We start from the raw sequence: 24,693 nt of genomic DNA, 5'->3' as shown, positions 1-24,693 counted from the left end.
TAAGAATGAAAAAACTCCTACTTGCACTTACTTTCGTTGCTTCACTTGGATCAGTTACAGCAATGGCAAAAGAGGTGCGCTTAGCATCAGACTTTACTTACCCACCTTTTAACTACAAAAATGCCGAAGGCACACCTGTTGGGTTTGATATTGAGATTGCAGATGCATTGTGTGCGCAAGCTGAGCTTGAATGTACTTGGGTTTCACAAGGCTGGGATTCGTTAATTCCAAGTCTATTGGCACGTAAGTCAGACGTTATCATGGCATCGATGCGTATCACTGAAGAACGTAAAAAACGCATCCTATTTACCGATAAGTATTACCAAACTCCTGCTCGATTTGTTGCTAACTCTGACAGCAATTTCACTATTGATGAAGAGGGGTTGAAAGGAAAAGTGATTGGTGTTCAGCAAGGCACCATTCATGACCGTTACGTAACTGATAAGTTTGGCAAAATTGCCGATATCAAGCGTTATGGTGGTCAAGATGAAGTGTATATCGATATGCAAAATGGTCGTTTGGATGCCACATTTGGTAACTCAGATCAGCTAGCTCTGGCTTTCTTGGACAAAGAAATTGGACAAGGGTTTGAGTTTAAGGGGGAAGCTGTCACTGATAAAGCTTATATCGGCGAAGGCACTGCGCTAGCACTACGCCAGCAAGACAAGGAATTGGCAGAGAAGTTTAACAAAGCAATTGCCGAGATCCGAGCCAATGGTACTTACGACAAGATTGCAGCCAAATACTTTAGTTTTGATATCTATGGTGAAGAACTGGCGCAATAAAAATTTATCGCTTGAGAGTAGCGGCATTTTAAACGAGTCGAAGATAGTAAGGGATCAGTCTAGCTGATCCCTTTCCGATGCTACTTTTTAAAAATAAGTTGTCCTCTAATTTTCTTCGTATCAGAGCTCAATAGTTCCATTGAAGTGTTATTCATAATAATTACCTCACACCAATTAATTCAGTTATTAAACCGTGTTGTAATTACTAGGTGAATCTAAGCGCGATTAACTAGTTGCGTATGCGGGAACCAGTGACTCCAAATCATCCAAGGCATTCCAGAATATAGGTTCACTCGATCCAACTTCCCCAAGTCATATTCACCATATGGGTTAACATCAATGGTTTCCCAATCTTGGTTATCGTCGACGTAATAAGCCGCTACAGTGTCAAATTCTTCATAGTTCACAAATAAGACTTTCTGACCCGATAACTCCACTACAAACTGATTGTTATCGGTAAAGTCATCTGCTGTAACCGCTAAAGATTCTCCCCCAACATGTACACCCCAAACCTGTTCTTCATTAGTTACTCTATCGTCGTCCAAGTTCAGTGTAGGGAACATTGGTTCACCCTGATAATGAGGCTCCATTGCGGTATCAAAGAGCTTTAACGTTAGGTTGTCGTACAAAAACGGTTCATAGTTAAATACTTGCCCTTGTGGGTATAATTCTTTGAACGATTTCCACGGCATACGCTGCACTGGATATTGTTCTAACTCCGTTTGACTGTATTCAGCTGTCGCGGTCACTTGCTGGATCAACTCACCGCTATTGCGGTCAGTAAAAATCAAATTGTTATTCACCTGCGCAATAATTTTGAAATTGGTGTCTTCACCATTCATTTTTGGATTGAACGCCAACGGTAGATTACTTAAAGCGCAATACGTCATTACCGTATCTTGTCCACCCACCTTGTCTCCAGCAATATGCGGAAGTTGCATCCAGTCTCTAGGATAAGCGCGAGCATCACCATCGATCTCTAGTACAAATACATCATCACTAGGCTTTAAACGTAAATCAGCTTCGTGCACTGATATGAAATTTGCGTTGTGCTGTTGAGAGCGAAGCCAAAAATCAGGTGCAAACCAATTCATTAAAAAGGTGCAACCAAATACGGACACTACGTACAAAGACATCATCACTTTACTGAAGGTGCCACTTCGCACATTTAGCAGCACTGCAACCACGCCAATAGAAAGCATTGACACTGTTAACAATGTTTTGTGTTTAAACAATGTGAATACCCAATCACGAGGTATGTTGATCAGCTGCCCACCTTCTGTCAGAGCGACAGAACCAAGACAACCAATAACTAAACTAGCAGTGATTAAAATCAAAATTGTATGCTTCATATGCTCACCTCAACGTTGCTTAACATTTGAGCTAAGCTTACGGCGTAGGATGGACTACGCACAGGAATAGCAACTATCACTATTAGTGATTGGTATGAAGTTTGAAAAGATCAGCTCCTGAAGCTAAAACTGATAAGGAACCGGCCTAGAAGGCTCCAGAATAGGATAAAGTAAAGACGTTAACCATGTAATCTTGGCGCTTCGACGGGTTGATGCTTTAGTGACTAGCGCCATATCTAACTTTATCTTCGGCGTTTTTGACGGGTCAGAAACTCGATATCTCAATGTTTGATACTCATCCATGAGTTGCGTTACTAGCACATGATTATCAACCACAATAGTCGGCTCTAAACGTGGAGATAATTGCTGATAAAGATTTGAATAATCATTAAACCCAGGCACCAAATACTTAACGAACTCACCTTCTTCTTGACCAATAATATTACCAGTCCCTGAGTGCAAAAATTGCTCATGGAAGGCTTGGTTTCGGCCATTCATAGTAGTAACACCCACATCCACTAATTCATCTAAAATAAGCTGATCGCTTTGCTGATTCCATTGCAATAGCTCTATATGAGCTTTGGTGTGTTCTCTTATTGCTCTAATAATATCTCTGCCATAGACAATAATGTAAGGCTCCATCATATGTAGGGTAATCTTGTCGATATTTTCTGCAGAAAACACTGTTGGCTGTACTGCCTTAGCCAGTGAATCTAGTGAACTACGAACCCTAGGCTCGATCTCTAATGCGAACACTGTAGGGCTAAAACCACTTTCATCACGAATAAACAAAGGATCATTTAACTCATCCCTGAGTTGAGACAATATCTTGGAGACATAGGACTGAGAATACCCACTACGCTTAGCCGCTTCAGAAGTAGAGCGTGTCTCCATTAATAAAAGAAACATGTCTAACATTTTAATTTCCAGCATCGCATTCCTCGTCCATGTGCAAAGTCGTAAGCTAATCTCTTCATCATAGCAGTGATGGTTTCGAGCGACTGTAAGCCGACAAACTAGCGTCTGGAGAGCATATCATCACTGGTTCAATTTATACTGGTTGCGATCAGGCTTCAATCGTACACAGGTCACATAACATGCTGATAAAATTGTAAAAAACTAAAATACACTTCACTAAAAATCACAATCTAGCTGTTCAATTGAGCCTGACCAGATAAGCTAGTTGTAGATTATTTTTGAGAGCTCAACTATGCCAAATAAACACGATACTCTGCTAAATAAATATCTCGCGACACTCAATGATGCACAGCGACAAAGCATAGGCACGATCAACGCTGATCACTTCTGCGCCGATGAATTTAATGCCAACGAATGCGCCCAATTAGTCAACAAGGGAAAGAAACGAGCAACGTGCAGCTTAAAAATCGGCTATGACAAAGAGAACGTACCCCTTCCGAAGCAGAGTGATCTCACTATCGTATTGGATTGGTCCCAAAACCCTGTCTGTATTATCAAAACTCATAAAGTTGAAACCAAGCCCTTTAAGGAGATTGATGCAGAGTTTGCTGCATTGGAGGGAGAAGGTGACGGCAGTTTTGAATGGTGGCAGAAAGAACACACTCATTTTTTCTCAGAATATGCCAAAGAGATCAGTGTTAGTTTCAATGAAGATTCTGAAATAGTGCTAGAGTATTTTGAGAAGGTTTTTCCTATTGAATAGAGCATGTTGAATGAAACTACCCACCGACTTTGAGGAGCAATTTGAATCGTTCATCCGAAAAGAGATGAAAACAGACGCTGCACATGACTTAAGCCATGTACAACGAGTAGTAGCCACAGCGAAGGTTCTGGCTAAACAAGAAAAAGCCAACCTTTGGGTCGTATTACCTGCGGCTTATCTTCATGACTGCTTTTCTTATTCTAAAGATCATCCTGAACGACATCTTAGTTCGCAATTAGCGGCAGATAAAGCGGTGCAATTTCTAGCTTCTATTAAGTACCCAACTTATACCTACGAAGATATTTACCACGCAATAAGTGCTCATAGTTATAGTGCTGATATCCAACCTAAAAGCATAGAAGCCCAAGTCGTGCAAGATGCGGATAGGCTCGACTCTCTCGGCGCTATTGGCATTGCCCGCTGTATTCAAGTCAGCAATAGCTTTAACGCCGCACTTTACTCTCCAGAAGATCCATTCGCCGAAGAGCGAGCATTAGATGACAAAACCTATGCGGTTGACCACTTCTTCGAAAAACTGTTTAAGTTACCGGAGCTAATGAATACCAAATCAGCAGCCAAAGAAGCCAATAAGCGAGTAATCTTCATGCGCCAATATTTAAATCAATTACGACAAGAAATTGGATAAAACCCACACAAACCTGCAATAAAACTGTAAGCAAATGAAAATAATAGACAGTAAAAGTTAGAACCTCATCACGTAACTTGATAGCGTAACTGCATCGTATTTTTGTTGCATGGATGCCAAAACTAAGCGACTGAACTTCGAATCGCTTAAATTTTAGGGTGCTTAAGGGTTATTCCATGTTACTACTTATACTGTCAGTCTTTTGTTTACTGACTGTTGTGGTGTTTATTTTCAGGTTACTTCGACTGGCTAAACAACGCATCCACATTCCCGACGCTACACAAGATAAAAATGATTGGCCTAAGGTTTCAATTATTATCCCCGCGCGCAACGAAGCCGAAAACATCACTGGATCACTTGGAAGTATACTTGAACAAGACTATCCAACTGACAAACTAGAAGTCATTGTTATTGATGATTTTTCTGATGATGGTACTAAAGAGATTGCCGAAAATTTGATGGCTAATTCTGAATTTTCAGCTCAATGTATCCGCGGAAGAGCACTTCCAAAAGGCTGGTTAGGCAAAAGTAACGCCTGCATGTGGGGAGCGACGCACGCAACTGGTGACTACCTCTTTTTCATTGATGCCGATACACACTCTTCACCGCATATGATCAAGAGTGTTATCGACTTCACCAAGACTCGAGATATCGAGATGCTGTCATTTAACCCTCAGCAAGTGATGGTATCAAAAGGTGAAAAATCCCTACTACCTGGCATCTTCCTATCTACAGCTAACTCGATGGATTTTGTTGCTTCAAACGACCCAACCCAGCAAGAAGCTATTGCTAATGGCCAAGCTATGCTGTTTAAGGCAAAAAGCTACCGCGCGGTTAATGGGCATGAATTAGTCAAAAGCGATGTTTCCGAAGACTTGGCCTTTGCTAAGAAAATGAAGCAACGCGGCTTTCGGATTTTTTGGGCATTTGCAGATTCTCTAATGCGTACGCGCATGTACACCAGTACTACCGAAATTTGGCAAGGTTTTTCCAAGAATATGAATCGGATTGTCAAGGCAGAAACCCTGCCACAGGCGACTTGGTACTGGATAAAATGTCAATGGATTGCGTGGACAGCACCATTATTATTAGTGGCTTCTGTACTGCAATATCAGCAATCAGCATCAAATGAAAATGCGTTGATATTGGCTATTAATATCATCACCAACATCGTATTACTTGGCACTTATACAGGCTTAGTTCGAGAACTCTCGGTTCCTATTCGTCATGCTATTTTCGTTCCAATGGGCATCAGCATGAATGGTTTTCTCGCACTCAATGCTTGGCGGTTACAAAAGTTAAACCGTGTAGTTTGGAAAAATAGGAGCTTGCCACAATGATCACCAAGAACGTAATTGCACTGCTAGTTGCAACACTTTCCTTCAATGTTTTTGCTGAAACGACCCGTTGGAAAGAAGTAAAAAATAGCCACGGTATCACAGTCTACAATCGCAGTATCGAAGGCAGTAGCTTTAAGGCTTTTAGAGCTGAAATGACTATAGAGTCAGACTTAACAACGCTAATGGCGGTTTTTAACGATGTTGAGGTGGGCACGACTTGGGTCGAGAATGTTGATGAAATGCGTCTAGTGAAGGCAAACTCCAACATGGACAACGTGACCTACGCTATGACCAAAGCACCATGGCCTGTCGCCGATAGGGACTCTGTTGTTCATAACCACATTAGCCAAAACCCTGACACCTTAGCGGTGACAATAAAGCAAGAAGCAGTCCCAGATGAAGTGCCTCGCACTAAGAATAAAGTGCGTATTGAGACCTTGCATAGTACGTGGGTGTTTACACCTATCAGTGAAACGCAAACGCGAGTTACTTATCAAGTGTTCACCGAACCTGGTGGCAGTTTACCGGCATGGCTAGTCAATAAAGTGGCTATTTCCCAGCCTTATAAAACTTTCCAAGGCCTGCGTGAAATGTCGCAAAAGCCGTTCTATCAAAAGGTGAGCGTTGAAGGGATCAGAAACTTTCATACCTCTATCTAAACCCATTTACTTACTGTGACTGGTATAACAAAAAGCGCTGAACCAAACGGTTCAGCACTTTTTTAATGCGTTACTCTCACTAATTAGTGACAGCCTCTACTAAGGTCACATCACTACTCTTCCACTTCTTACTCTTGATTACACCAAGCTCATGTAATAGATGCTTCACCAAAATGGCATAGATAAACATCATAGGTAGTCCTGCCACAACGCATAGTGATTTGATGGTATTGATCCCACCACCCGCCAAAAAAACACTAAAGCTGATGACGGCAATTGCTCCTGCCCACAATAATTTTACCTTGTTATCAGGATCACCATTAAGCTCTAATCGATTGGTCGTCAGCATAGCGGTCGCGACGCTTGCACTGGACATAGTCGTTAGCATCAAAAAGAACTGGATGACCAAGAATATACCTAGAACAAACGAATGTGCAGGCAATGTTTCGATAAGAGAAACCACCGCATAGGTTAACCCTCCATCACTCATCCATTGCTGGACGGGGTAACCACCTAGCATCTGAGCCCATACTGCATAACCACCAAAGATTGAAATAAAGAAGGCGCAGCCAAGTGTTCCCATAGAGATAGTACACAGTATCACTTGGCGAATGGTGCGACCTCGCGATATGCGTGTGATGAACAAGCCCATCATGATGAGGTAGGCGTAGTACCAGAACCAATAGTATTGAGTCCAACTTTGAGGAAATCCACTTTGCTGAACCGGGTCGGTCCAAAGCGACATTCTAAAGAAATTATCTAACATCACCCCTATTGAGTCTGTGAAGTTATTCAGAACAAATTGTGTATTGGACGAGAACAACACAAACAGTGCGAACCCGATGGCCATCAAAACCGTATAATCTGATACCTTACTAATCCCTCGATTAAAGCCCACCAGCATCACGCACATTAATACCGCGACAAATAACAAGATAATGCCACCTTGCAAAAGTAACCCATTTTCAATGCCAAATAGCTCCGACGCTCCCGTACTCAGCAATGAGACGGTCAACGACAATGAACTGGCAAATGCGGCTAAGGTACCGAAGATAGCCAGCAAGTCTATCGTCTTCGCTACAATAGGATTAGTGCCCACCACGGATTCACACAGAGTCGACAACTTTAATGTACGTTGTTTCTTTACGTAAAATGCATAGGCAAATGGAATAGCAGGGAAACAATAAATCGCCCACCCGGTTATGCCCCAATGGAAAATAGAGTATGTCACCGCCCAAGCCGCAGCAGAGAAACTATTGGCCTCAGCAAACAGTGGAGGCGATTGCAGATAATACATAGGCTCGCCAATTCCCCAATAAATTAAGGAGGCGCCTACACCTGCAGTAAAAATCATGCCGCCATAGGTAAAGTTGCTATATTCAGGGTCCTCTTCGCCTAGTTTAATATCTCCGTACTTGGAAAAGGCAAGCCAAAACAGGAATGCTACCAGCGCCAAACTCGCAATTTGAACTAACCAACCAAACCAATTGGTGACAAAGGTCATGGCTCCGCCAGCCATAGCTTGTGACTGTGCCGGAAATAAAGACGAGACAAACAATAAAGCAATCACCATCACCACTGCTGGAATGGCTAACCCATAATTTAGATTTCTCACTTGCGGTCTCTCCATTCAGCTAAAGCTTGAATATGTGACGGGTGGATCCCGCAGCAACCCCCAATAATAGTGGCTCCAGCTTGATGCCATTGCTTTGCAAATTCGAGATAATCTTCAGGAGAAAGTTCACGCATAGATTGAATGGTGTCATTGGCTTCATGGGTTGCACCAATCGGCGTAAAACTATTAGCAAACACTCCAATCACAATATCAACGCCTTGAGCATCAATAATGGCTTTAGCTTCCGCTATTGCTTGCGCCATCACTTCAGGAATTGAACAGTTAAAAAAGAGACCATCGGCGCCTGATTCGCAGAGTTTCAGCGTAGCTTCTTTGACTGTTTCTCCAGAACGTATTCTTGGAATATCAGACTCATCATCTTGTAAGGTAAATGCGTAGTGACAAGGTTTATCAGTTTGGGATAGCACTTGGCTAATAGTTTCAAACTCTGCGATGCTGGCTACGGTTTCTGCTAACCATAGATCGACATACTCTTCTTGTGCCTCAAATAGCGTTTGAGTGATCTCTTTGACCTTTGTTTGTTCAAATAGATCAGGACGATAGCTACCTAACGCAGGAGGAATAGAACCTGCAATAGCAACGTTTTGCTTACTTATATTAACCGCTTCTCTTGCAAGCTCTGCTGCTGTCCGCGCGAGTTCTGCTCCTCGCTCTTGATACAAGGCTTCACCTAGATGAAATGGTACGCAGGCATAACTATTTACTGTGATTATCTGAGCACCTGCCTCAATAAAGCCGAGGTGAGCCTGCTCAACATGTTTAGGCGACTCTATAAGCGCCTGCGCGCTCCATTGCGGCTGAGAAAATGGAGCACCAATGCGTTTTAGTTCGCGCCCCATGCCTCCATCAAGAATGATTACATTTGCCATCTATATTGCTTCCATACAACTCTACTGGATAACTCACATTGAATACGAGTGAAGAGTCGATTGATAGTGAAAGCTGTTCATCAGCTATATGAAGAAATTTCAAGTTCATTAACTATAGCTCTGAGTCGTGAGCGTAGCCTGAATCAATTTAACAATAAGCAACTGGCTATTGAGATGCTTTTGTTATCGAATAGTTAGTAGTCTGGCTGCGAAAAGCCACAAATTATCCGCGGCCAGAAGGCGCGATGTTAAGCAATATCAGGAACTATTGTTTATTATCACTTCCAGTAAGTTTGGCCTTAATATCTGTGATAAACATAGGGCCAATTATTATTACACACGCCAGTAGCAATACTTCTTCGGCAATCAATAAATATGAAGTGTACAAATCACTTTGTTGCGGTTCTAGTCCCAATGTAGGTACTAGAATAATCAGCACCCACGCCAATACGTAGGCCGCCAGCAGAGCAATACATACTCGTATCTTTACTTTGTCCATTAGTTTAGCCCTAGTGACCAGTATGGGAGATTTCCATAATATTGAGAGAAGTAATCAACGAAAGCTCTCACCTTTGGTGCGACTAGGCGAGCGCTGGGGTAAACAACCCATATTGCTGCACCATCTATTAGAGGATAGCCTTGAAGCACCTGTACAAGTTCACCACGCTTAAGATTCTCATGCACAAGCCACGTAGCGCACTTAGCAATACCTAATCCATCTAGACATGCATCTCTCACCGCCTCACCATGATTGACTCGGATACTACCCGTTCCCTTAATATTGACCTGTCCTTTCGGTGTATCAAAAGTCCAAATCTTAAGACCAGATTGTCCGATGCACTGATGCTTACTTAATGACTCTGGGCTCTCAGGTAAGCCATACTTTTCAATGTACTCGGGTGAAGCACACATAATGCGTTCATCAACTGCGAGTTTCTTCGCTATCAAGCTAGAGTCTTGCAACTCTGCATCTCGAATTGCCACATCAAAACCACCATCTATAAGGTCAATCATAGAGTCGGTAAGTTGAATATCGACAGATAAGTCAGGGTTCTCTTTAAGAAACCCCTTCAAAGCGGGCATCAAGTGCATACGACCAAACGAAGCAGGAGCCGTAACTCGAAGCGTACCTTGTGGTCTTTCTGCTCCTTTACCTACTGATGCTAACGCTGCATCAACGCCTAACAGTAACTCTTCAGCATGAGGTAAAAAGGCTTCTCCTTCTTCTGTCAGAGACACCTTACGCGTAGTCCGGTGAATTAAACGAGCCCCCACACTCTCTTCCAAGCGATTAATGTGCATACTGGCAACGGGAGCAGACAGACCAAGTTCTTGACCTGCTTGACTAATATTATGAGTAGACGCTACTCGGACGAATAATTTGAGGTGCTCTATATTCACTTAGTTTGGCCTGCTTTGACTCAGCATCGGCTTCTAGATAAAGGTAAATATACGCTATATTTGAACACAAATAAGGCTCACTTAAAAAAGAGAGTCTTATTGAAGATAGTCTGAGCTTGCACGGAGGCTTAGATAACGCTGATCACAACCTTGCCAATCGCCTTACCAGAGGCTAGGTGTGCGTATACATCACTGGCTTGACTAAGATTGAACGTTCTAGGATCAACAACCGGAATCAGCGCACCGGTTTCTGCAATCTTAGCTAATTCAGCCAAGATCTGACGGTGCTCTTCACGCTTGAAGTTGTGAATCATTGATCTCTTTGTCACCACCATCAAAACCTTGTTCTTCAAGCATCTTTTCAAATTCGGTCATCTGAATTGCAGTCTTCAAAAGAAATACGTCGTGAACTATACCCATGTTCAATAGCGACGCTCGCCCATATTTCATTTTAACTCAGGTCTATACTGATATCGGTGACTGACATGGATTAGTCAATATGACCGTTTAGGGATAAGCTAATGAGCGAGCGTATTTACTCAATACAAACTATGACCCGCGCAGAGATAGACACTGCAGTTGAATGGGCTGCCAGTGAAGGCTGGAACCCCGGGTTGCATGATGCCGATTGCTACTACATTACTGACCCAGACGCTTTTCTAGTTGGGTATCTTGATGATGAACCCATCGCCGTTATCTCAGTGGTCAAATACGATGAGTCGTTCGGTTTTCTTGGTTTTTATATCGTCAAACCAGAATATCGCGGTCAAGGCTATGGAATACAGATCTGGGATGTGGGCATTAAGCGGTTATCGGGGCTGAATATTGGCCTTGATGGTGTGGTTGATCAGCAAGAGAACTATAAAAAATCTGGTTTCAGATTGGCTTATCAAAATATTCGTTACGAGGGATTGGGCGGCGGAAATGCTCCTCAAAACCCTGATATTATTGAGCTTTCATCGATTCCTTTCGATACTTTGAATGCCTATGACCAGCCTTTCTTTCCTACCGATAGGGCTGAATTTACTAAGGCATGGATAAGCCAGCCAGACAGCCACGCAATTGGGGTCATGGAAGAAGATAAACTTGCCGGATATGGCGTGATTAGGCAGTGTCGAAATGGCTACAAAATGGGTCCTCTGTTTGCCGACTCCCCTGATCTAGCAGAACAGCTTTTCTTAGCGCTTACAGCAAGGGTCACCGACTCTGATGCCATCTTTCTTGATACACCGGAGGTCAATCCGTCTGCGGTTGCATTGGCAGAGAAATACCAGATGACGAAATCCTTTGAAACGGCTCGTATGTATACTGATTCGTTTCCCGATTTACCTCTAGAGCGGACCTATGGCGTTACTTCCTTTGAGATTGGCTAGAGTCCACTAACTGCATCAGCCAGAAAACAAACTGACCAATTCAATCTAGGCTGAATCAAACTATAAGCTAAACTCATCTGTACTAAACGACACGGAGAACAAAAATGATTCATAAAGGACAAGCAATACCTGCGGCGACCCTAAGTGAACTCACTGATGCAGGCATGGTCAGTCACAGTACAGATGACCTATTTGCTAATAAGCGCGTGGTTCTGTTTGCTGTGCCAGGGGCATTCACCCCTACTTGTTCAGAGGCTCATCTACCTGGATACGTTGTTCATGCCGATCAAATCAAAGCGGCGGGTATTGATACCATTGCTTGTGTTGCTGTGAATGATGCCTTCGTAATGCACGCATGGGGGGAGGCACAAAATGCCAGCGAGATACTCATGCTTGGTGACGGGAATGCCAGCTTCACCAAAGCACTTGGACTTGAAATGGATACGGCCGACTTCGGTGGCATCCGCTCTCAGCGCTATGCCATGGTAGTAGACAATGGTGTAGTCACCCATCTAAATGTCGAGAAAGCCAGTGCGTTTGAAGTGAGTAACGCTGAAACCATACTCGACGCGTTAAAAGCCTAAATAAAGCGACCTCAAAAGCAGCCCATTTTCAGATAGTGGCTAGATGGCGCTGGTCATCGGCCACAATTAACTAGAGATGCTCAGCGTTATCGTTTAGGTGTTAACCATCATCAAATTCCGGTTAATGCGCCTCGCTGCCCTGTACACAGCTACCACAGAGATGGGGCAATGCGTACCGACGGTAACTTTGGATCGACCATCGGGTATGAGCCAAATCAACATCAAGAGTGGGCGCAACAGCCTGAGTTCTCAGAGCCACCACTAGAACTGCAAAGTGTTGCCACTCATTGGGATCATCGTGAAGACGACGATTATTTCACTCAAGCGGGCAACCTTTTCCGTATCATGCCAGAGGATGAAAAGCAGCGCTTGTTTGATAATACCGCTCGAGCTATGGACGGAGTTTCAATCCATATTAAGCACAAGCATATTGCCCATGCGCTACAGGCGGACACAGCTTACGGCGAGGGACTTGCAAAGGCTATGGAAATCAATATAGAAGACATCACCCAGTAGAGGAGCCAAATAATGCTTGAAGGTATCTATCAAATACTCTCCCTAGAAGAGCGCTATTTGATCTTGTGGTAATGAGCTTGAGCCAAGTGCTCTAGCAGAATACTCATCAAGCCCTGTCGCATTTATGCCACAGGGCTTTTAGTTTCTGATCTTAAGCTTGTCAGGTCTGGTATAAGCCTTTAATTTAAAAAGAATCTGAACCAGGGATATTACTCACATGGCTTCTGAACAAAGCAAAGTACCTACGCATCGCCTTTCTCGGTTTGGCAAATTTGCCTCCCTCGCGACTCGAGTGGGTGGCGCTATGGTCACCGAAGGCGCAAAACAGATAGCGCAGGGACAAAAGCCGAAGGCAAAAGACCTTCTCCTCACCCCAAGTAATATTAAAAGAATCGCCGACCAGTTAGCTCACCTTCGAGGTGCAGCCATGAAGGTTGGGCAATTAATGTCCATGGATGCAGGCGACCTCATTAGCCCTGAATTAGCTGACATTTTATCGAGACTTCGCTCTGACGCCTCTCCTATGCCCACCAAACAGTTAGCGACAGTCTTATCCCATGAATTAGGACAAGACTGGCAACACAACTTCATTGAATTTAACTTTAAGCCTATAGCCAGTGCTTCTATTGGGCAAGTGCACCAAGCCCATGCCGACGATGGAACCAAACTTGCGATAAAGGTCCAGTATCCCGGCATCAAGCAAAGTATCGATAGTGACGTGGATAATGTTGGGACCCTGCTCAACATCGTAGGATTAATTCCAAAGGGTGTGGATTATAAAGACCTGCTTGAAGAAGCTAAGAAACAACTGCATGCAGAAGCCGATTATCTTCTTGAAGCCGACCTTCTCAATCGCTATAAACTGTTATTAGAAGGCAGTCCCGACTTTGTTATTCCCGACGTGCTCGAGGACATTACCACTGACAATGTTCTCGCGATGACACATGTAGCAGGCAAACCGATAGAGTCACTAGAGCACGCCGATCAACATACCCGCGATAGAGTGATGACACTTTTACTGGATTTGCTGTTCAAAGAGATATTTTGCTTCAAGCTCGTACAAACAGACCCAAACTTCGCCAACTTCCTTTACGATGAGAAGGATCAGAAAGTCGTACTTCTAGATTTTGGTGCAACGCGCGCCTACAACGAGAACATTAGCGATGGTTATCGTCTCGCCTTTACCTCTCTCATCAATCATGATGACGAGGGATTGGACCAAGCCCTGACTCAAATAGGTTTTTTCAGCCAACAGATATTACCAGAGCAAAAGCAAGCCATCTTTAATCTGGTCAAACTCGCCTGTGAGCCACTCAAATTTAATGGCAAATATGACTTTGGTTCGAGCAACTTAGCGCAAAGACTTAGCCAAGCAGGCACAGTACTCAGTATGGAACAAGATTACTGGCATACACCGCCTGCGGATGCTCTTTTCTTGCACCGAAAAATTGGGGGATTATACCTTCTCGCGGCAAGACTCAACGCTAAAGTGGACGTGGCTGAGCTGTTCAAATCATACCGCTTAGATAGATAGCACTGTTCTAATACGCCTCAACCATAGCATCGGTCACCTGGTAAGCCACATCCCAAGCATCACCAAATTGATCTTGCTGGCTTACTAGCATACCGCTTACCACGACCGCGTCTCGCATGAGTAGATTAGGAACACCTTCAGGGTAATGCACATGTATCATTTGACTCGCAGGTGGCGGAGGAATGTGAATACATGCCCCGAAATAAGGAACAAGCAAAAACTCAGTCACCACATCCATATCCCACTCTAATGGAACAACAAACCCAGCAATAGACGCTCGCTTATTTACTATTTCAGGATTTACCATAGCGACATCATTACCAATAGATTGGGGCTGAATGAAAGGATCCAGCTCATCGTGCTCCTTGGCTCTTAATTTTTCTTGCTCCATGACACCAAGGAATATCTCTTTTTGCTCGGGTGCAAGTAGCTGCTCCCAGTTAGTTAACGTTGAAGCCCGCGATTGAAATGTATCTTCTTGGCTACACGCACTTAAAAAAAGACAGACCAGCCCAGTAATAAAATATTTGATCATAATTAGGTATACACAGGTGAAATAAAGGCCATTAGAGAGACTAATGGCCTATAGAAATGCTTAGGTGTTATTTAGATATTAGAGCGAATCTTCCGTCCATATCAACACGAGCCCAGAACGAATCTCCTGACTGACCAACAACCCACTGATTTTGACATCCCTTATCAACCAAATCAGATGGAAGCGAATTCAGGTATTCAGATTTGTAACTCTCCTCACTTATACAAGTTTCTTCCACCAAGGCTTTCCACTCATTACCAACTTTAGTTGCTAACTGAAGATTCGACGCCTTCTCACCTTTCGGTACTGAAATCTCAAAGGTATAGTTATCGCCACGAACGCTATTATCAAGAATCCAGCTACGGCTATCATCTAGGCGATAAGGCGATTTCTGTTTAAGTATTTCCGGATAACCATTGTCACTTAATGGACGCTTAGCAATCGCATTTAGGTTTTTATGGTCACCACCTGCTTCAATATCTTCTGCTGAAGTACCCGGCCAACCGGCTTCTCTGGTTATATCTTTCTCCGCACCGTACGCATTGATATAGGTTCCTGTTTGGCTTTGAATACCATTGATGATCAAAACATCTGATGCGGTAGCTTCTTCCTGATTAGCCCAGTTCAATGACACAAGCTTTTTCATATCATAGGTCGCTGGATACCAGTGCATACGGTTGTCTTGATTGATTGAGAAACGATGAGCGTGATTGAGATTTAGTCCACTGCGGCCATCGACTACAAAGTCTTCGCCAGAAGGGTTGCCAATAGCATCCTCTGATGCACTTCTAATCGTTGGTTTAACTATCATGTACTCCCACATACGAGCAATAGCGTCTGGATCAGACCAGCCCATCCACAAAGCACCATCTAAGGCTTGGTCAACTCGGTTAAATACATCATTTTGCCCATCAATAATACGCGCTCTGACACCTTGAGATGAGTAACAATTTACGGTGCGATATTTGCTGTCTACAGCGCTATAGTATTCCGTAGTAAATGGCACGCTACTTGGGTAAACAATCTTGTCACAACGGTTATTGGTTCGAGTGAATCGATCGAATAATTTCCAATCTGTACTTACTAATAAATCACTAGAATCGGTGAATGTGTCATAAAATGCCGAGTACTCAATTTCATTATCCGTCACATTAAACCACGACGCATTGACCATTAGGTCTCCAGTCGCTTCACTATCACGATCGAGCAGATCTTGAGTCCACTCAGGACGCTGGGATGGGTCAACTGTTTTTGGAGTGATATAACGCGTCTTGTACATCAGCATACTTTGCAGACGCTCAAACTCACCCACTCGATTGTAATACCCTTTCTCTGAAGCGTTGCCTGTTACGACATGCTGGAAAAAGCGATGGTTTGTTGATGGTTCGCCAGACTGCGTATCCATTCCAGCACCGTTATCCCATACAACAGAACGGCTGTATTGGTGATCGTGACCAGATACAAAAATGACGTCATTATCAGTAAACAATGAACGCCAACTCTCAAAATCCCTCGTCAACATGTCATTTTCACGTTGGTCATTCCATCGTGCTGTCACTCGCTCCATGGCCACACCACCACGATATGGACCCACGAACGGGCTATGTGTAGAAACAAACACATGGGAGATCTTGCTATCGCGTTGCTCAATCGCTTCTTCAGCCCATTCATAGGCATAAGGCATATCTTGGTCTGAGATCTGAACCATCAACACATTATTATGTTGATAGGCATAGGTTTGAAACTCTCTTCCCGGCATGTGGTTGATGTTGGCACGCGGAATAAATTCTTCCATAATCCTCTTCCACGTGTAGTTATCACCTGGCTTACGGTCATGATTCCCCATCAAAGGTAAGAAAGTAATCTGGTCTGTATATTGACTGGCAATCGCTTTCCACTGCTCATATTCATGTTCAGTATTGCTGTTAGTAAGATCCCCAACCGCAATAACAATATCGACGTCATTCTCACGATAGTAATCTAAGATACTTTCCATCTGATTAACTGCGACATTGTCGCCCCCACCTTGGGTATCAGTTAGGATGCCAATCTTCGTCGAGTATTGTAGTTCTGGGGTTTCATCCGGCGGTTGATTTGGAGATTGAGTGTCGTTCCCACTACCACTATTACAACCCACAAGAAGTGCGGCTGAGATGAGCGTCGCACAAAGCGTTTTTTGAAAAGCCATTGTTAATTCCTACATTCCTTTAGTAAATTTGAAAAGGAGCGTAGGCAAGGTTAATGATAAAAATATGACACCAATATTTCAAGAACATTAACTCACAAAAAGACACTAAGAGAATCATTTATATCTATATAAAACATAAAGTTAACGATAACAGACACTAAGGTTATGCGTAACAAAGTGTTAAGTTCACAAGAAAAAACTTACGGTACTCTTTCCAATTTCTGATTTTTATTTAAAGGAATTGAATATCCGATGTATATTAATTTGATAATTTATTGCTTGAATGAGCCGAACTAATGCCAAATATCGTATACATCGCCACTAGCCTTGATGGTTATATTGCAGATAAGAACAATCAAATTGATTGGCTTCACGACGTGCCAAATCCTGAAGGATCAGATTTTGGGTTTTCAGCGTTTATGGATCGTATTGACGCTTTAATAATGGGTCGGAATACTCTAGAAATCGTACTCAGTTTTGGCATTGATTGGCCGTATTCAAAGCCTGTTTTCGTGCTTAGTAACACACTGACAAAAGTACCGGAAGGACTCGAAGGCAAGGTGTTCTTGGTCAGTGGTGAGTTACCTGAGATTGTTCAATCACTGAATGAAAGAGGATTTGGAAAACTCTATATTGATGGTGGTAAAACAATACAAGGCTTCCTTCAGTGCGATCTTATTGATGAGCTTATCATTACAACCATCCCTGTCCTTCTTGGTGGTGGTATTCCCTTATTTAGCGAGTTATCCGCACCTTTAAAATTCAAACATCAAGGTTGCGAAAGACTAGCGGATCACATGGTAAAAAATACCTTCATTCGCACTCGATAACTTTCGTTTATTACAAAGATTTTACCGTATGAGGTAAGTCAAATAAGGTGCTAATCTGAGGGATATTTCGTTTATCTACCGTGTCAGAATTTTGCCGATTAAACCAAATCACCTTCAACCCTGCTTCGATTGCAGGGTTGATATCTTTATCTAGTGTATCTCCCATCATCAACATCGAATCAGGGCATACACCTAGTGCCTCTGCAATCGTGTAAAAGAACTTTGCGCTCCCTTTACCAATACCCATATTGGTTTTACAGAAGTAACCGGAGATGAACGGGGCTAAACCTGCTCTTTGAAAGGCTTTGTGAATGTCACTTTCAGTTGAATCTAAAGCATTGGTCGCCACGTATATTGGGTATTTTTTAGAAAGAGTTTGAAGTGCCTCGATGGCCCCCTCGACCGAATATACCTCTGGCCAGTCGCACATCTTCCCTTGTTGATTAGGCAAATCAACCATCAAGGTATCGCCCCAATCGAATAAGACGATGCTAATTGCTAACGGGGACTGAATTGAATGTCGATATATGTGGTCAGTATGAGATACACCACTTATTACATAAGCATCAGGGATGGTTTTAGTAAGAGAAAAACCCGACTTTTCAAGCACTCGCTCAGAGCCTAAATTGCCCTTGGTAACCGTGGCAGAAAACTGTTCAATGCCATGCGTCTGCTTTGCCCAATCAATCAAACATCCTAAAGACTCTGTCGCATAGCCTTTCCCATGAAACTGGGGCAATAGCATGTAACCTACTTCCGCAACCTCATCTTGCAAGAAAAATCCCGTAAGACCTATTTTATCTCCTGAAACACGATCAGTAATAACCAAACACAACCAATGACGAGAACCCTTATTCCAAGGTTGGATTCGCCCTTGAAACCTCAACTGAATATCTTTAAGGCTAGGTTGGTCAAAGCATAAAGCGATAACACGCTCATCCACATGCAAACTATAAAATAGTGCCCAATCATTTTCAGATAAAGGTGTCAGAGATAATCTCTGAGTGCAAAGTGCCATTGAAAGGTTCTCAAGTTCTCAATTCACCCTCATAGGATGAATTTTCTTATTCGATGCTTTAATAAATCATAATATTCATACAAAAGAAAACAGTTAAATAATTGAATTTAGGGGGTTCCTCGTTAACAATTCATGAATAGAATTAAATTCTGAATCGATTATCTCAGCAGGTTAAGAAAAATGATGAAGCTTTGGCTAGCACTAGGGGTGTCGATGGTTCTGATCGGGTGTACTTCGCCAGAAAAAAACCTGATGCCAGAAGCAAAAGACGTACAAGTTCGCACCAATAATTTACCATTAGAAAGACACTGTGAGTGGGTCGGTGAAGTCACCGGCAGTGAAGGGCATTGGTATTCGCATCTTTTCTATCCCAATGATGTACTTATACAAGGGGCAATAAATGAAATAAAAAATAATGCCTATCTCACTAAGGCAAATACGGTTGTGTTACTTAGCCCCCACTATTTCAAAACATCTGCGACCTTTATAGGAACAGCCTACAAGTGCCCACCACTAACATCTATAGATTAGTCTTCAGAGCTCGGTGAACCATCAATTAAGTAACGAGCGCCAGTGCCTAGAGCGGAGGCAGTGTCTTCAGGGTTAAATAGCTTGCAGCTTTTTAACGATAAGCATCCGCAACCAATACAGCCGTCCAGGTTATCTCTTAGTCGTTGCATCTCCAGTATCTTTTGATCCAAAGACGCAGCCCATTGCTTAGACATTCGAGCCCAGTCTTTTTTGGTCGGTTGCTTATGGTTAGGTAAGGTTTTCAGTGCAAGTTTAATCTCTTCTAAACTCACTCCTATTTGTTGCGCCGCTTTGATGACTGAAATGACGCGAATGGTACTGGCTGGATAACGTCTTTGATTGCCTTCCGTTCTGATACTTTCAATCAGCCCCTTGCTCTCATAAAATCGTAACGCTGATGTCGCTACCCCGCAGCGCTTAGCTGCCTCTCCAACCGTGAAGAAACGTGTATTTAAGACCATTGTCATCCCCACTGAACTTTAAGTTAACTTTAATTATCTACTTAAAAAGAATAGACCTTACAGTGAAACTACAAAGACTCGTTATCTTCATTTTCGTCATCTAAGGCCTTTGCAGCATCACGAACGGCCCACACACATAATCCCATCATGGTAAACGGGATAGCCGCAGCAACATATTCAACCCACCCCATCTTAGCTAATACAGGGGTAAGAATGACGTGCCCAAAAATAGACAAAAAGGCGACAACGAGCGTTGCTACAATGATTCTGATTTGGCTTTTGTGGTTCTTAGTCGTCATTTATCCATTCTCTTAACTAGTCCTTTTAATATGTGATGGCATTGTTCTTCGCTCATTTCAACTGGAACGGGATAATCGCCAAAGGCCTCATCAATAGCTTGCTTTGCAATTTGAGATATATCTGCGATTTTTAGCTCAGCTACAAAATTAGGAATACCCAATTGCGCAAGTAACTGTTCGACTTTCTCTATAAACGCCAAAGCATTTGCACTATCGGTATCACCGGTTGCGTAACCCGCAGTCGTAGCCAGTGATGCAATCGATTTGGGGTCTATCGCTACAATAAATCGCAATACTGATGGTAATACGATAGCGTTCGCACGGCCATGAGGAACATGATAGAAGGCACCCAATTGATGAGCTATGGCATGAACATAACCAATGTAGGTTCGAGTAAATGCAAGACCCGCTTCATAACTGGCCTGTGCCATTTCTTGACGCGCTTCTAAATGATTACCGTCCACCACCACAACCGGCAAGCATCTAAAAATTCTTTGAATTGCCGAAATAGAAAGCTGTTGCGAATAGTCGTTAGCGTAACCACTGATATAAGATTCTATTGCGTGCGTCAGCGCATCTGCTCCTGTTTCGGCAGTAATTTTAGGGGGTAGACCAACCATTAACTTGGGGTCTAATAATGCAACCTTAGGCACAATAAAAGGGTCTGTAATCGCCTGCTTCTTTCTTGCTTGGTGATCACTAATTACAGCAGCAACGGTACCTTCTGAGCCCGTTCCAGAAGTGGTCGGTACTGCAATAATCGGGTGAATAGGCCTATGAACCCTCATGAGACCGAGCAGTCGGGTCACATCCTTATTCGTTTTAGCACTCGCCGATATCGCTTTGGCGCAGTCCATTGGAGAGCCTCCGCCTACCGCTATAATTCCGTCACACCCTTTATCTATAAATAAGCGTACCCCATTCCTCACCTCATCAAAGCTGGGATCAGGTGTCACCTCATCATACAAAGTAAAAGGGTGATTGGTACCACGGAGAGAATCCAGTATCGGATCAATGACACCTAAATTTACCAACAGCTTATCAGTGACTACGAGGGGGTGATAAATTTCATACTCTCGACATAGTTCACCTATTTGTTCTGATACTCCACTTCCCATCACTAATCTGGGCTCTGGGATAGGTAACATCTTCAAAAACGGCTTTTTTACACCTACTAGTAATTTGTGAAACATACCCTTCCTTGGAAATAGCGGGTTAGTCTCTGTGACTAACATAGCTACCATATTAATTTATGAGTTATTAGGTTCAATTGATTTGTGGCTAAGTTGTTATGTAGACACGATGAATTGTGGCTATATGTCATAGAGTAGAAAAAGTACTCCCCTTTACGTTGTTTTACGCAACGGGTGCTAGGCTTATCTCACCCCTTTCGTTCAGGCTAGTAGGAAGTTATGTCACGACCCTTTATTCGTTTAGGCTTATCTATTTTTCTTACAGCAACACTTGTTGGTTGCAATAGTAGTGACGACTCAGATGACGATACTATTCAGAATGAAAATACTTCTGTCCCTACTCTGCCAGAGGAGAATTTTAACTATGCTAATCTCAATCTCCCTGAGCACTTAACGCAGAATGACTTCCCTGGACGTTTTCAGTTTCAGTACGCAGCGACTGATTTTGATAATACCCCTGTCGACAATACCGTGACTAATGCTGGAGCTACCCTAGGTAGGGTACTTTTTTACGACAAAAGATTGAGTGCGAACGGGACTATTTCCTGTTCATCATGCCATCAAGCTCAACATGCTTTTTCAGACCCAGAAATACAAAGTAGAGGTTTTGATGGCGAATTGACTCGCCGTCACTCGATGGGATTAGTGAATGCGAGATTCTTTTTTAGTGGTAAATTCTTTTGGGATGAACGTGCAGGTAGCTTAGAAGAGCAAGTTCTTATGCCCTTTCAAGATCCCATAGAGATGGGGTTAATATTGGCTGAACTGGAGGAAATAGTCACTAATCAAAGCTACTATCCTGAGCTATTTCGTAATGCTTTTGGCGATGAAAACATTTCAAGTGACCGCATAGCAAGAGCCCTTGCGCAGTTTATTCGTAGCCTAGTCAGCACTACAGCCAAATATGATATTGCTCGAAGCGAAGTGCAATCTCCCATTGTTGATTTTCCGGCATTTACTGAACAAGAGAATACAGGTAAAAGCTTATTCTTTTTACCTCGGGAACTGGCCGATGGCACTAATGTAAATTGCGCAGGATGTCACGTGACAGAAGCCTTTGCCGGCCCTATACCCAATGATCTTGAACAAATCACAACACACTCAACTAACAATGGTTTAGACGCTGAATCGACTAATGATCAAGGTATATTTGAGTCGACTCAGAATCGACGCGATCAGGGCAAATTCAAAGCACCGTCGCTACGAAATATTGCTGTTCGAGCCCCATTCATGCATGACGGACGTTTTAATAGTCTTGAGGCTGTTATTGAGCACTACAGCTCTGGTATACAAGCACATCCTCGTTTAAGCGCACCTTTACTCGACTCTGAAGGCAATCCTGTACGGTTCGATTTTACTGAGCAAGAAAAGGAGGCACTAGTTGCCTTTCTAAACACGTTGACCGATGATGATATGCTCAATGATGAAAAATTCAGTAACCCATTCAATTGATTTTAAAAACAAAGTTACTGTATGTGTAACCAACAAGGAACATTCATGACCGCAATTAACCGCAGATTAGTACTCTCCTCACGTCCCGTTGGCGCACCAAAGCCTTGTAATTTCCGATTAGAAACCTCCAATATTCCTCAGATCACCGACGGAGAAATATTACTGCGAAGTGTCTATCTCTCTTTAGACCCCTATATGCGCGGTCGAATGAGTGACGCAAAATCTTACGCTGAGCCGATTGCTATTGGCGACACCATGGTGGGTGGCACAGTTTGTCAAGTCACTGAATCTAAGCACAATGACTTTGCTATAGGTGAGTGGGTACTCGCTTTTACTGGGTGGCAAGATTATGGGGTATCTAATGGTGAAGGTTTAATTAAACTTGGCTTGAACCCAGAACATCCTTCTTATGCTCTCGGTGTGATGGGCATGCCTGGCTTTACTGCCTATATGGGGCTCTTGGATATCGGTCAGCCCAAAGCTGGTGAAACTGTAGTCGTCGCCGCTGCTACGGGAGCCGTTGGCTCTATGGTTGGTCAAATCGCCAAGATCAAAGGTTGTCGAGTTGTAGGAATCGCCGGCGGCAAAGAAAAATGCAGGTTTGCAGTCGATACTCTGGGTTTTGATGCATGTATTGATCACAAAGCTAATGACCTTGTCGAACAATTGGCTAACGCATGTAGTGATGGAATCGATATCTATTTTGAAAACGTTGGGGGAAAGGTGTTTGATGCAGTTATGCCCCTACTGAATACTTCAGCTCGCATTCCTTTGTGTGGCCTGATCTCACAATACAATGCTACATCGCTGCCAGAAGGTCCTGACAGACTATCTCTGTTGATGGGGCAGTTGTTAGTTAAGCGAATCAAGATGCAAGGCTTCATTATATTTGACGATTATGGCCACCGTTATTCTGAATTTGCACAACAGATGATGACTTGGCTTAGCGAAGGTAAAATCACTTACAGAGAGCATCTTGTTGAAGGCCTAGAAAATGCACCTGAATCTTTTATAGGTCTACTGGAAGGAAAGAACTTCGGTAAGTTAGTGGTGCAAACCAACCAGCCAGTTTAACTTCATCCTAAAACAACAAAGGCCAGCTGCAATAACAGCTGGCCTTAACGTTTACTAATGCTGAAAATTAATCGATTAGAGAACGAACGTACTCAGCAATCTCAGAATCTTGACAGTTAGAGAAGAAGCACTCTTGGAATTGTGCACTACCTACTGCTTGTTTCACTAGCTCTTGGTCGATCGCGCGTAGAGAAGAAACTACGTCTTTACATACTGCAGATTTCACTTCACTTAGAATCGCAGCGTTTGCTTGTTGAGGAGCAGCACGCTCAATTGGGTAACCTTCACCACGAGCACCTGTAAATGCTTTTTCAAAGATGTAGCGAACGTTCAGCTCACCAGCCCAACCAAAGCCTTTAGCAAATGCTAGAGCAATCGCATTACCATTGTTAATTTGGTTAAATAGAAATGCATCAGATGGTTCTAAACAGTAACCACAAACAACACCAGGGTGCAGGTTGCTTGCCATTAGCGCGCCTTGACCTGTGCCACAGCCCGTTACTACAAAGTCTACAGCCTTTGAGTTAAGAAGGATGCTTGCTTGGATACCTAGGTGAATATAGGTTAGGTGATGATCGTTTTCGTCAGTCATACCAACGTTAAATACGTCATGACCAAGACCACCAGCAACATTGTTAAGCTCAGTTGCGACCATAGCATTCTTAGGCGCTTGGCTATTTTCCATCATTAATGCGATTTTCATTGAATACTCCTGCAGTAGACTGCAATAAATTAA

Annotated in this window: 27 protein-coding genes and 2 pseudogenes; 13 read left to right on the top strand and 16 right to left on the bottom strand. The window is 43.1% G+C overall.

Translation table 11 applies throughout. The features are described from left to right. Positions 1–5 precede the first annotated feature (5 nt). Positions 6–785 (top strand): ABC transporter substrate-binding protein, encoded by a 780-nt coding sequence (locus OCU48_RS19360; RefSeq protein WP_141346198.1) that lies wholly within the window; start codon positions 6–8, stop codon positions 783–785. A 215-nt stretch (positions 786–1,000) separates the two neighbouring features. Here the strand turns inward: OCU48_RS19360 and OCU48_RS19355 are convergent, their stop codons facing one another. Both OCU48_RS19355 and OCU48_RS19350 read right to left on the bottom strand, forming a co-directional pair. Beyond that, the gene (locus OCU48_RS19355) at positions 1,001–2,137 is read right to left on the bottom strand and encodes a DUF3179 domain-containing (seleno)protein (RefSeq protein WP_141346197.1); all 1,137 of its coding nucleotides are present in this window, start codon (positions 2,135–2,137) and stop codon (positions 1,001–1,003) included. 123 nt (positions 2,138–2,260) lie between these two features. Beyond that, on the bottom strand, positions 2,261–3,055 hold the full coding sequence (locus OCU48_RS19350; protein ID WP_167496201.1) for a LysR family transcriptional regulator: 795 nt from the start codon (positions 3,053–3,055) through the stop codon (positions 2,261–2,263). A 292-nt stretch (positions 3,056–3,347) separates the two neighbouring features. On the opposite strand from OCU48_RS19350, the gene OCU48_RS19345 reads away from it, so the two are divergent. The 4 genes from OCU48_RS19345 to OCU48_RS19330 all read left to right on the top strand — a co-directional run bounded on the left by OCU48_RS19345 (position 3,348) and on the right by OCU48_RS19330 (position 6,463). Beyond that, positions 3,348–3,818: an ASCH domain-containing protein gene (locus OCU48_RS19345; protein WP_141346195.1), complete on the top strand. Its 471-nt coding sequence runs from the start codon at positions 3,348–3,350 to the stop codon at positions 3,816–3,818. A 10-nt stretch (positions 3,819–3,828) separates the two neighbouring features. Then, on the top strand, positions 3,829–4,464 hold the full coding sequence (locus OCU48_RS19340; RefSeq protein WP_141346194.1) for an HD domain-containing protein: 636 nt from the start codon (positions 3,829–3,831) through the stop codon (positions 4,462–4,464). Between the two features lie 176 nt (positions 4,465–4,640). Next, entirely contained in the window at positions 4,641–5,804 is a 1,164-nt protein-coding gene (locus OCU48_RS19335) for a glycosyltransferase family 2 protein (protein ID WP_141346193.1), read from the top strand. Further along, positions 5,801–6,463 carry an START domain-containing protein gene (locus OCU48_RS19330; protein WP_141346192.1) on the top strand — a complete coding sequence of 221 codons (663 nt, stop codon included), beginning with the start codon at positions 5,801–5,803 and terminating at the stop codon, positions 6,461–6,463. Before OCU48_RS19335 ends, OCU48_RS19330 begins: the two co-directional genes overlap by 4 nt. Positions 6,464–6,542: 79 nt before the next feature. On the opposite strand, the gene OCU48_RS19325 is transcribed toward OCU48_RS19330, so the two are convergent. The 6 genes from OCU48_RS19325 to OCU48_RS19300 form a co-directional block, all read right to left on the bottom strand. Beyond that, on the bottom strand, positions 6,543–8,078 hold the full coding sequence (locus OCU48_RS19325; RefSeq protein ID WP_141346191.1) for a BCCT family transporter: 1,536 nt from the start codon (positions 8,076–8,078) through the stop codon (positions 6,543–6,545). After that, the gene (locus OCU48_RS19320; RefSeq protein WP_141346190.1) at positions 8,075–8,968 is read right to left on the bottom strand and encodes a homocysteine S-methyltransferase family protein; all 894 of its coding nucleotides are present in this window, start codon (positions 8,966–8,968) and stop codon (positions 8,075–8,077) included. The genes OCU48_RS19325 and OCU48_RS19320 overlap by 4 nt, the downstream gene beginning before the upstream one ends. 265 nt (positions 8,969–9,233) lie before the next feature. After that, positions 9,234–9,467, bottom strand: a complete 234-nt coding sequence (locus OCU48_RS19315) for a hypothetical protein (RefSeq protein ID WP_141346189.1) — start codon at positions 9,465–9,467, stop codon at positions 9,234–9,236. After that, on the bottom strand, positions 9,467–10,369 hold the full coding sequence (locus OCU48_RS19310) for a LysR family transcriptional regulator (RefSeq protein WP_141346188.1): 903 nt from the start codon (positions 10,367–10,369) through the stop codon (positions 9,467–9,469). Before OCU48_RS19310 ends, OCU48_RS19315 begins: the two co-directional genes overlap by 1 nt. A 128-nt stretch (positions 10,370–10,497) precedes the next feature. Continuing rightward, a complete protein-coding gene (locus OCU48_RS19305; protein WP_244312326.1) occupies positions 10,498–10,683 on the bottom strand; it encodes a zinc-binding dehydrogenase in 186 nt (61 codons plus the stop codon). Continuing rightward, the gene (locus OCU48_RS19300; protein ID WP_167496200.1) at positions 10,661–10,819 is read right to left on the bottom strand and encodes a hypothetical protein; all 159 of its coding nucleotides are present in this window, start codon (positions 10,817–10,819) and stop codon (positions 10,661–10,663) included. Before OCU48_RS19300 ends, OCU48_RS19305 begins: the two co-directional genes overlap by 23 nt. A gap of 71 nt (positions 10,820–10,890) precedes the next feature. Here OCU48_RS19300 and OCU48_RS19295 point away from each other — a divergent pair, with 71 nt between their 5' ends. The 4 genes and pseudogenes from OCU48_RS19295 (at position 10,891) to OCU48_RS19280 (ending at position 14,376) form a co-directional block, all read left to right on the top strand. Then, positions 10,891–11,742 carry a GNAT family N-acetyltransferase gene (locus OCU48_RS19295; RefSeq protein ID WP_141346187.1) on the top strand — a complete coding sequence of 284 codons (852 nt, stop codon included), beginning with the start codon at positions 10,891–10,893 and terminating at the stop codon, positions 11,740–11,742. Between the two features lie 104 nt (positions 11,743–11,846). Continuing rightward, positions 11,847–12,326, top strand: coding sequence for a peroxiredoxin (locus OCU48_RS19290; protein ID WP_141346186.1), 480 nt, complete (start codon positions 11,847–11,849; stop codon positions 12,324–12,326). A gap of 75 nt (positions 12,327–12,401) precedes the next feature. Further along, positions 12,402–12,842, top strand: a pseudogene (locus OCU48_RS19285) (catalase-related domain-containing protein); the annotation flags it as partial. Between the two features lie 217 nt (positions 12,843–13,059). Beyond that, positions 13,060–14,376: an ABC1 kinase family protein gene (locus OCU48_RS19280; protein WP_141346185.1), complete on the top strand. Its 1,317-nt coding sequence runs from the start codon at positions 13,060–13,062 to the stop codon at positions 14,374–14,376. A 7-nt stretch (positions 14,377–14,383) separates the two neighbouring features. Here the strand turns inward: OCU48_RS19280 and OCU48_RS19275 are convergent, their stop codons facing one another. Both OCU48_RS19275 and OCU48_RS19270 read right to left on the bottom strand, forming a co-directional pair. Further along, on the bottom strand, positions 14,384–14,911 hold the full coding sequence (locus tag OCU48_RS19275; protein WP_141346184.1) for a DUF3299 domain-containing protein: 528 nt from the start codon (positions 14,909–14,911) through the stop codon (positions 14,384–14,386). Positions 14,912–14,978: 67 nt separating this feature from the next. After that, the gene (locus OCU48_RS19270) at positions 14,979–17,099 is read right to left on the bottom strand and encodes a metallophosphoesterase family protein (RefSeq protein WP_141346183.1); all 2,121 of its coding nucleotides are present in this window, start codon (positions 17,097–17,099) and stop codon (positions 14,979–14,981) included. Between the two features lie 296 nt (positions 17,100–17,395). Here OCU48_RS19270 and OCU48_RS19265 point away from each other — a divergent pair, with 296 nt between their 5' ends. Beyond that, entirely contained in the window at positions 17,396–17,929 is a 534-nt protein-coding gene (locus tag OCU48_RS19265; RefSeq protein ID WP_141346182.1) for a dihydrofolate reductase family protein, read from the top strand. 10 nt (positions 17,930–17,939) lie between these two features. Here the strand turns inward: OCU48_RS19265 and OCU48_RS19750 are convergent, their stop codons facing one another. Then, positions 17,940–18,389, bottom strand: a complete 450-nt coding sequence (locus tag OCU48_RS19750; RefSeq protein ID WP_371859119.1) for an HAD family hydrolase — start codon at positions 18,387–18,389, stop codon at positions 17,940–17,942. A gap of 189 nt (positions 18,390–18,578) precedes the next feature. Next, positions 18,579–18,947 (bottom strand): annotated as a pseudogene (locus OCU48_RS19745) (GNAT family N-acetyltransferase); the annotation flags it as partial. A gap of 180 nt (positions 18,948–19,127) precedes the next feature. Here OCU48_RS19745 and OCU48_RS19255 point away from each other — a divergent pair. Continuing rightward, positions 19,128–19,478 (top strand): DUF4156 domain-containing protein, encoded by a 351-nt coding sequence (locus tag OCU48_RS19255; protein ID WP_208727170.1) that lies wholly within the window; start codon positions 19,128–19,130, stop codon positions 19,476–19,478. On the opposite strand, the gene soxR is transcribed toward OCU48_RS19255, so the two are convergent. The 3 genes from soxR to OCU48_RS19240 form a co-directional block, all read right to left on the bottom strand. After that, positions 19,475–19,939: a redox-sensitive transcriptional activator SoxR gene (gene soxR, locus OCU48_RS19250; protein WP_141346180.1), complete on the bottom strand. Its 465-nt coding sequence runs from the start codon at positions 19,937–19,939 to the stop codon at positions 19,475–19,477. The two genes, OCU48_RS19255 and soxR, sit on opposite strands and share 4 nt — an antisense overlap. Before the next feature lie 68 nt (positions 19,940–20,007). Beyond that, a complete protein-coding gene (locus OCU48_RS19245; protein ID WP_141346179.1) occupies positions 20,008–20,238 on the bottom strand; it encodes a hypothetical protein in 231 nt (76 codons plus the stop codon). Further along, positions 20,235–21,431 carry an iron-containing alcohol dehydrogenase gene (locus tag OCU48_RS19240; RefSeq protein ID WP_141346178.1) on the bottom strand — a complete coding sequence of 399 codons (1,197 nt, stop codon included), beginning with the start codon at positions 21,429–21,431 and terminating at the stop codon, positions 20,235–20,237. The genes OCU48_RS19245 and OCU48_RS19240 overlap by 4 nt, the downstream gene beginning before the upstream one ends. Before the next feature lie 219 nt (positions 21,432–21,650). Between OCU48_RS19240 and OCU48_RS19235 the strand changes: the two genes are divergently transcribed. After that, complete coding sequence (locus tag OCU48_RS19235; protein WP_141346177.1) at positions 21,651–22,883, top strand: cytochrome-c peroxidase; 1,233 nt, start codon at positions 21,651–21,653, stop codon at positions 22,881–22,883. Between the two features lie 45 nt (positions 22,884–22,928). Then, positions 22,929–23,957 carry an NADP-dependent oxidoreductase gene (locus OCU48_RS19230; RefSeq protein ID WP_141346176.1) on the top strand — a complete coding sequence of 343 codons (1,029 nt, stop codon included), beginning with the start codon at positions 22,929–22,931 and terminating at the stop codon, positions 23,955–23,957. A 67-nt stretch (positions 23,958–24,024) separates the two neighbouring features. On the opposite strand, the gene OCU48_RS19225 is transcribed toward OCU48_RS19230, so the two are convergent. After that, the gene (locus OCU48_RS19225) at positions 24,025–24,660 is read right to left on the bottom strand and encodes an RpiB/LacA/LacB family sugar-phosphate isomerase (protein WP_141346175.1); all 636 of its coding nucleotides are present in this window, start codon (positions 24,658–24,660) and stop codon (positions 24,025–24,027) included. Positions 24,661–24,693 lie beyond the last annotated feature (33 nt).

This window comes from Vibrio inusitatus, from assembly GCA_024346935.1.
GTDB classification, from domain to species: domain Bacteria; phylum Pseudomonadota; class Gammaproteobacteria; order Enterobacterales; family Vibrionaceae; genus Vibrio; species Vibrio inusitatus.
The sequence above is the reverse complement of the archived record's forward strand: the minus strand, read 5'-3'. Positions and strand labels throughout refer to the sequence as shown.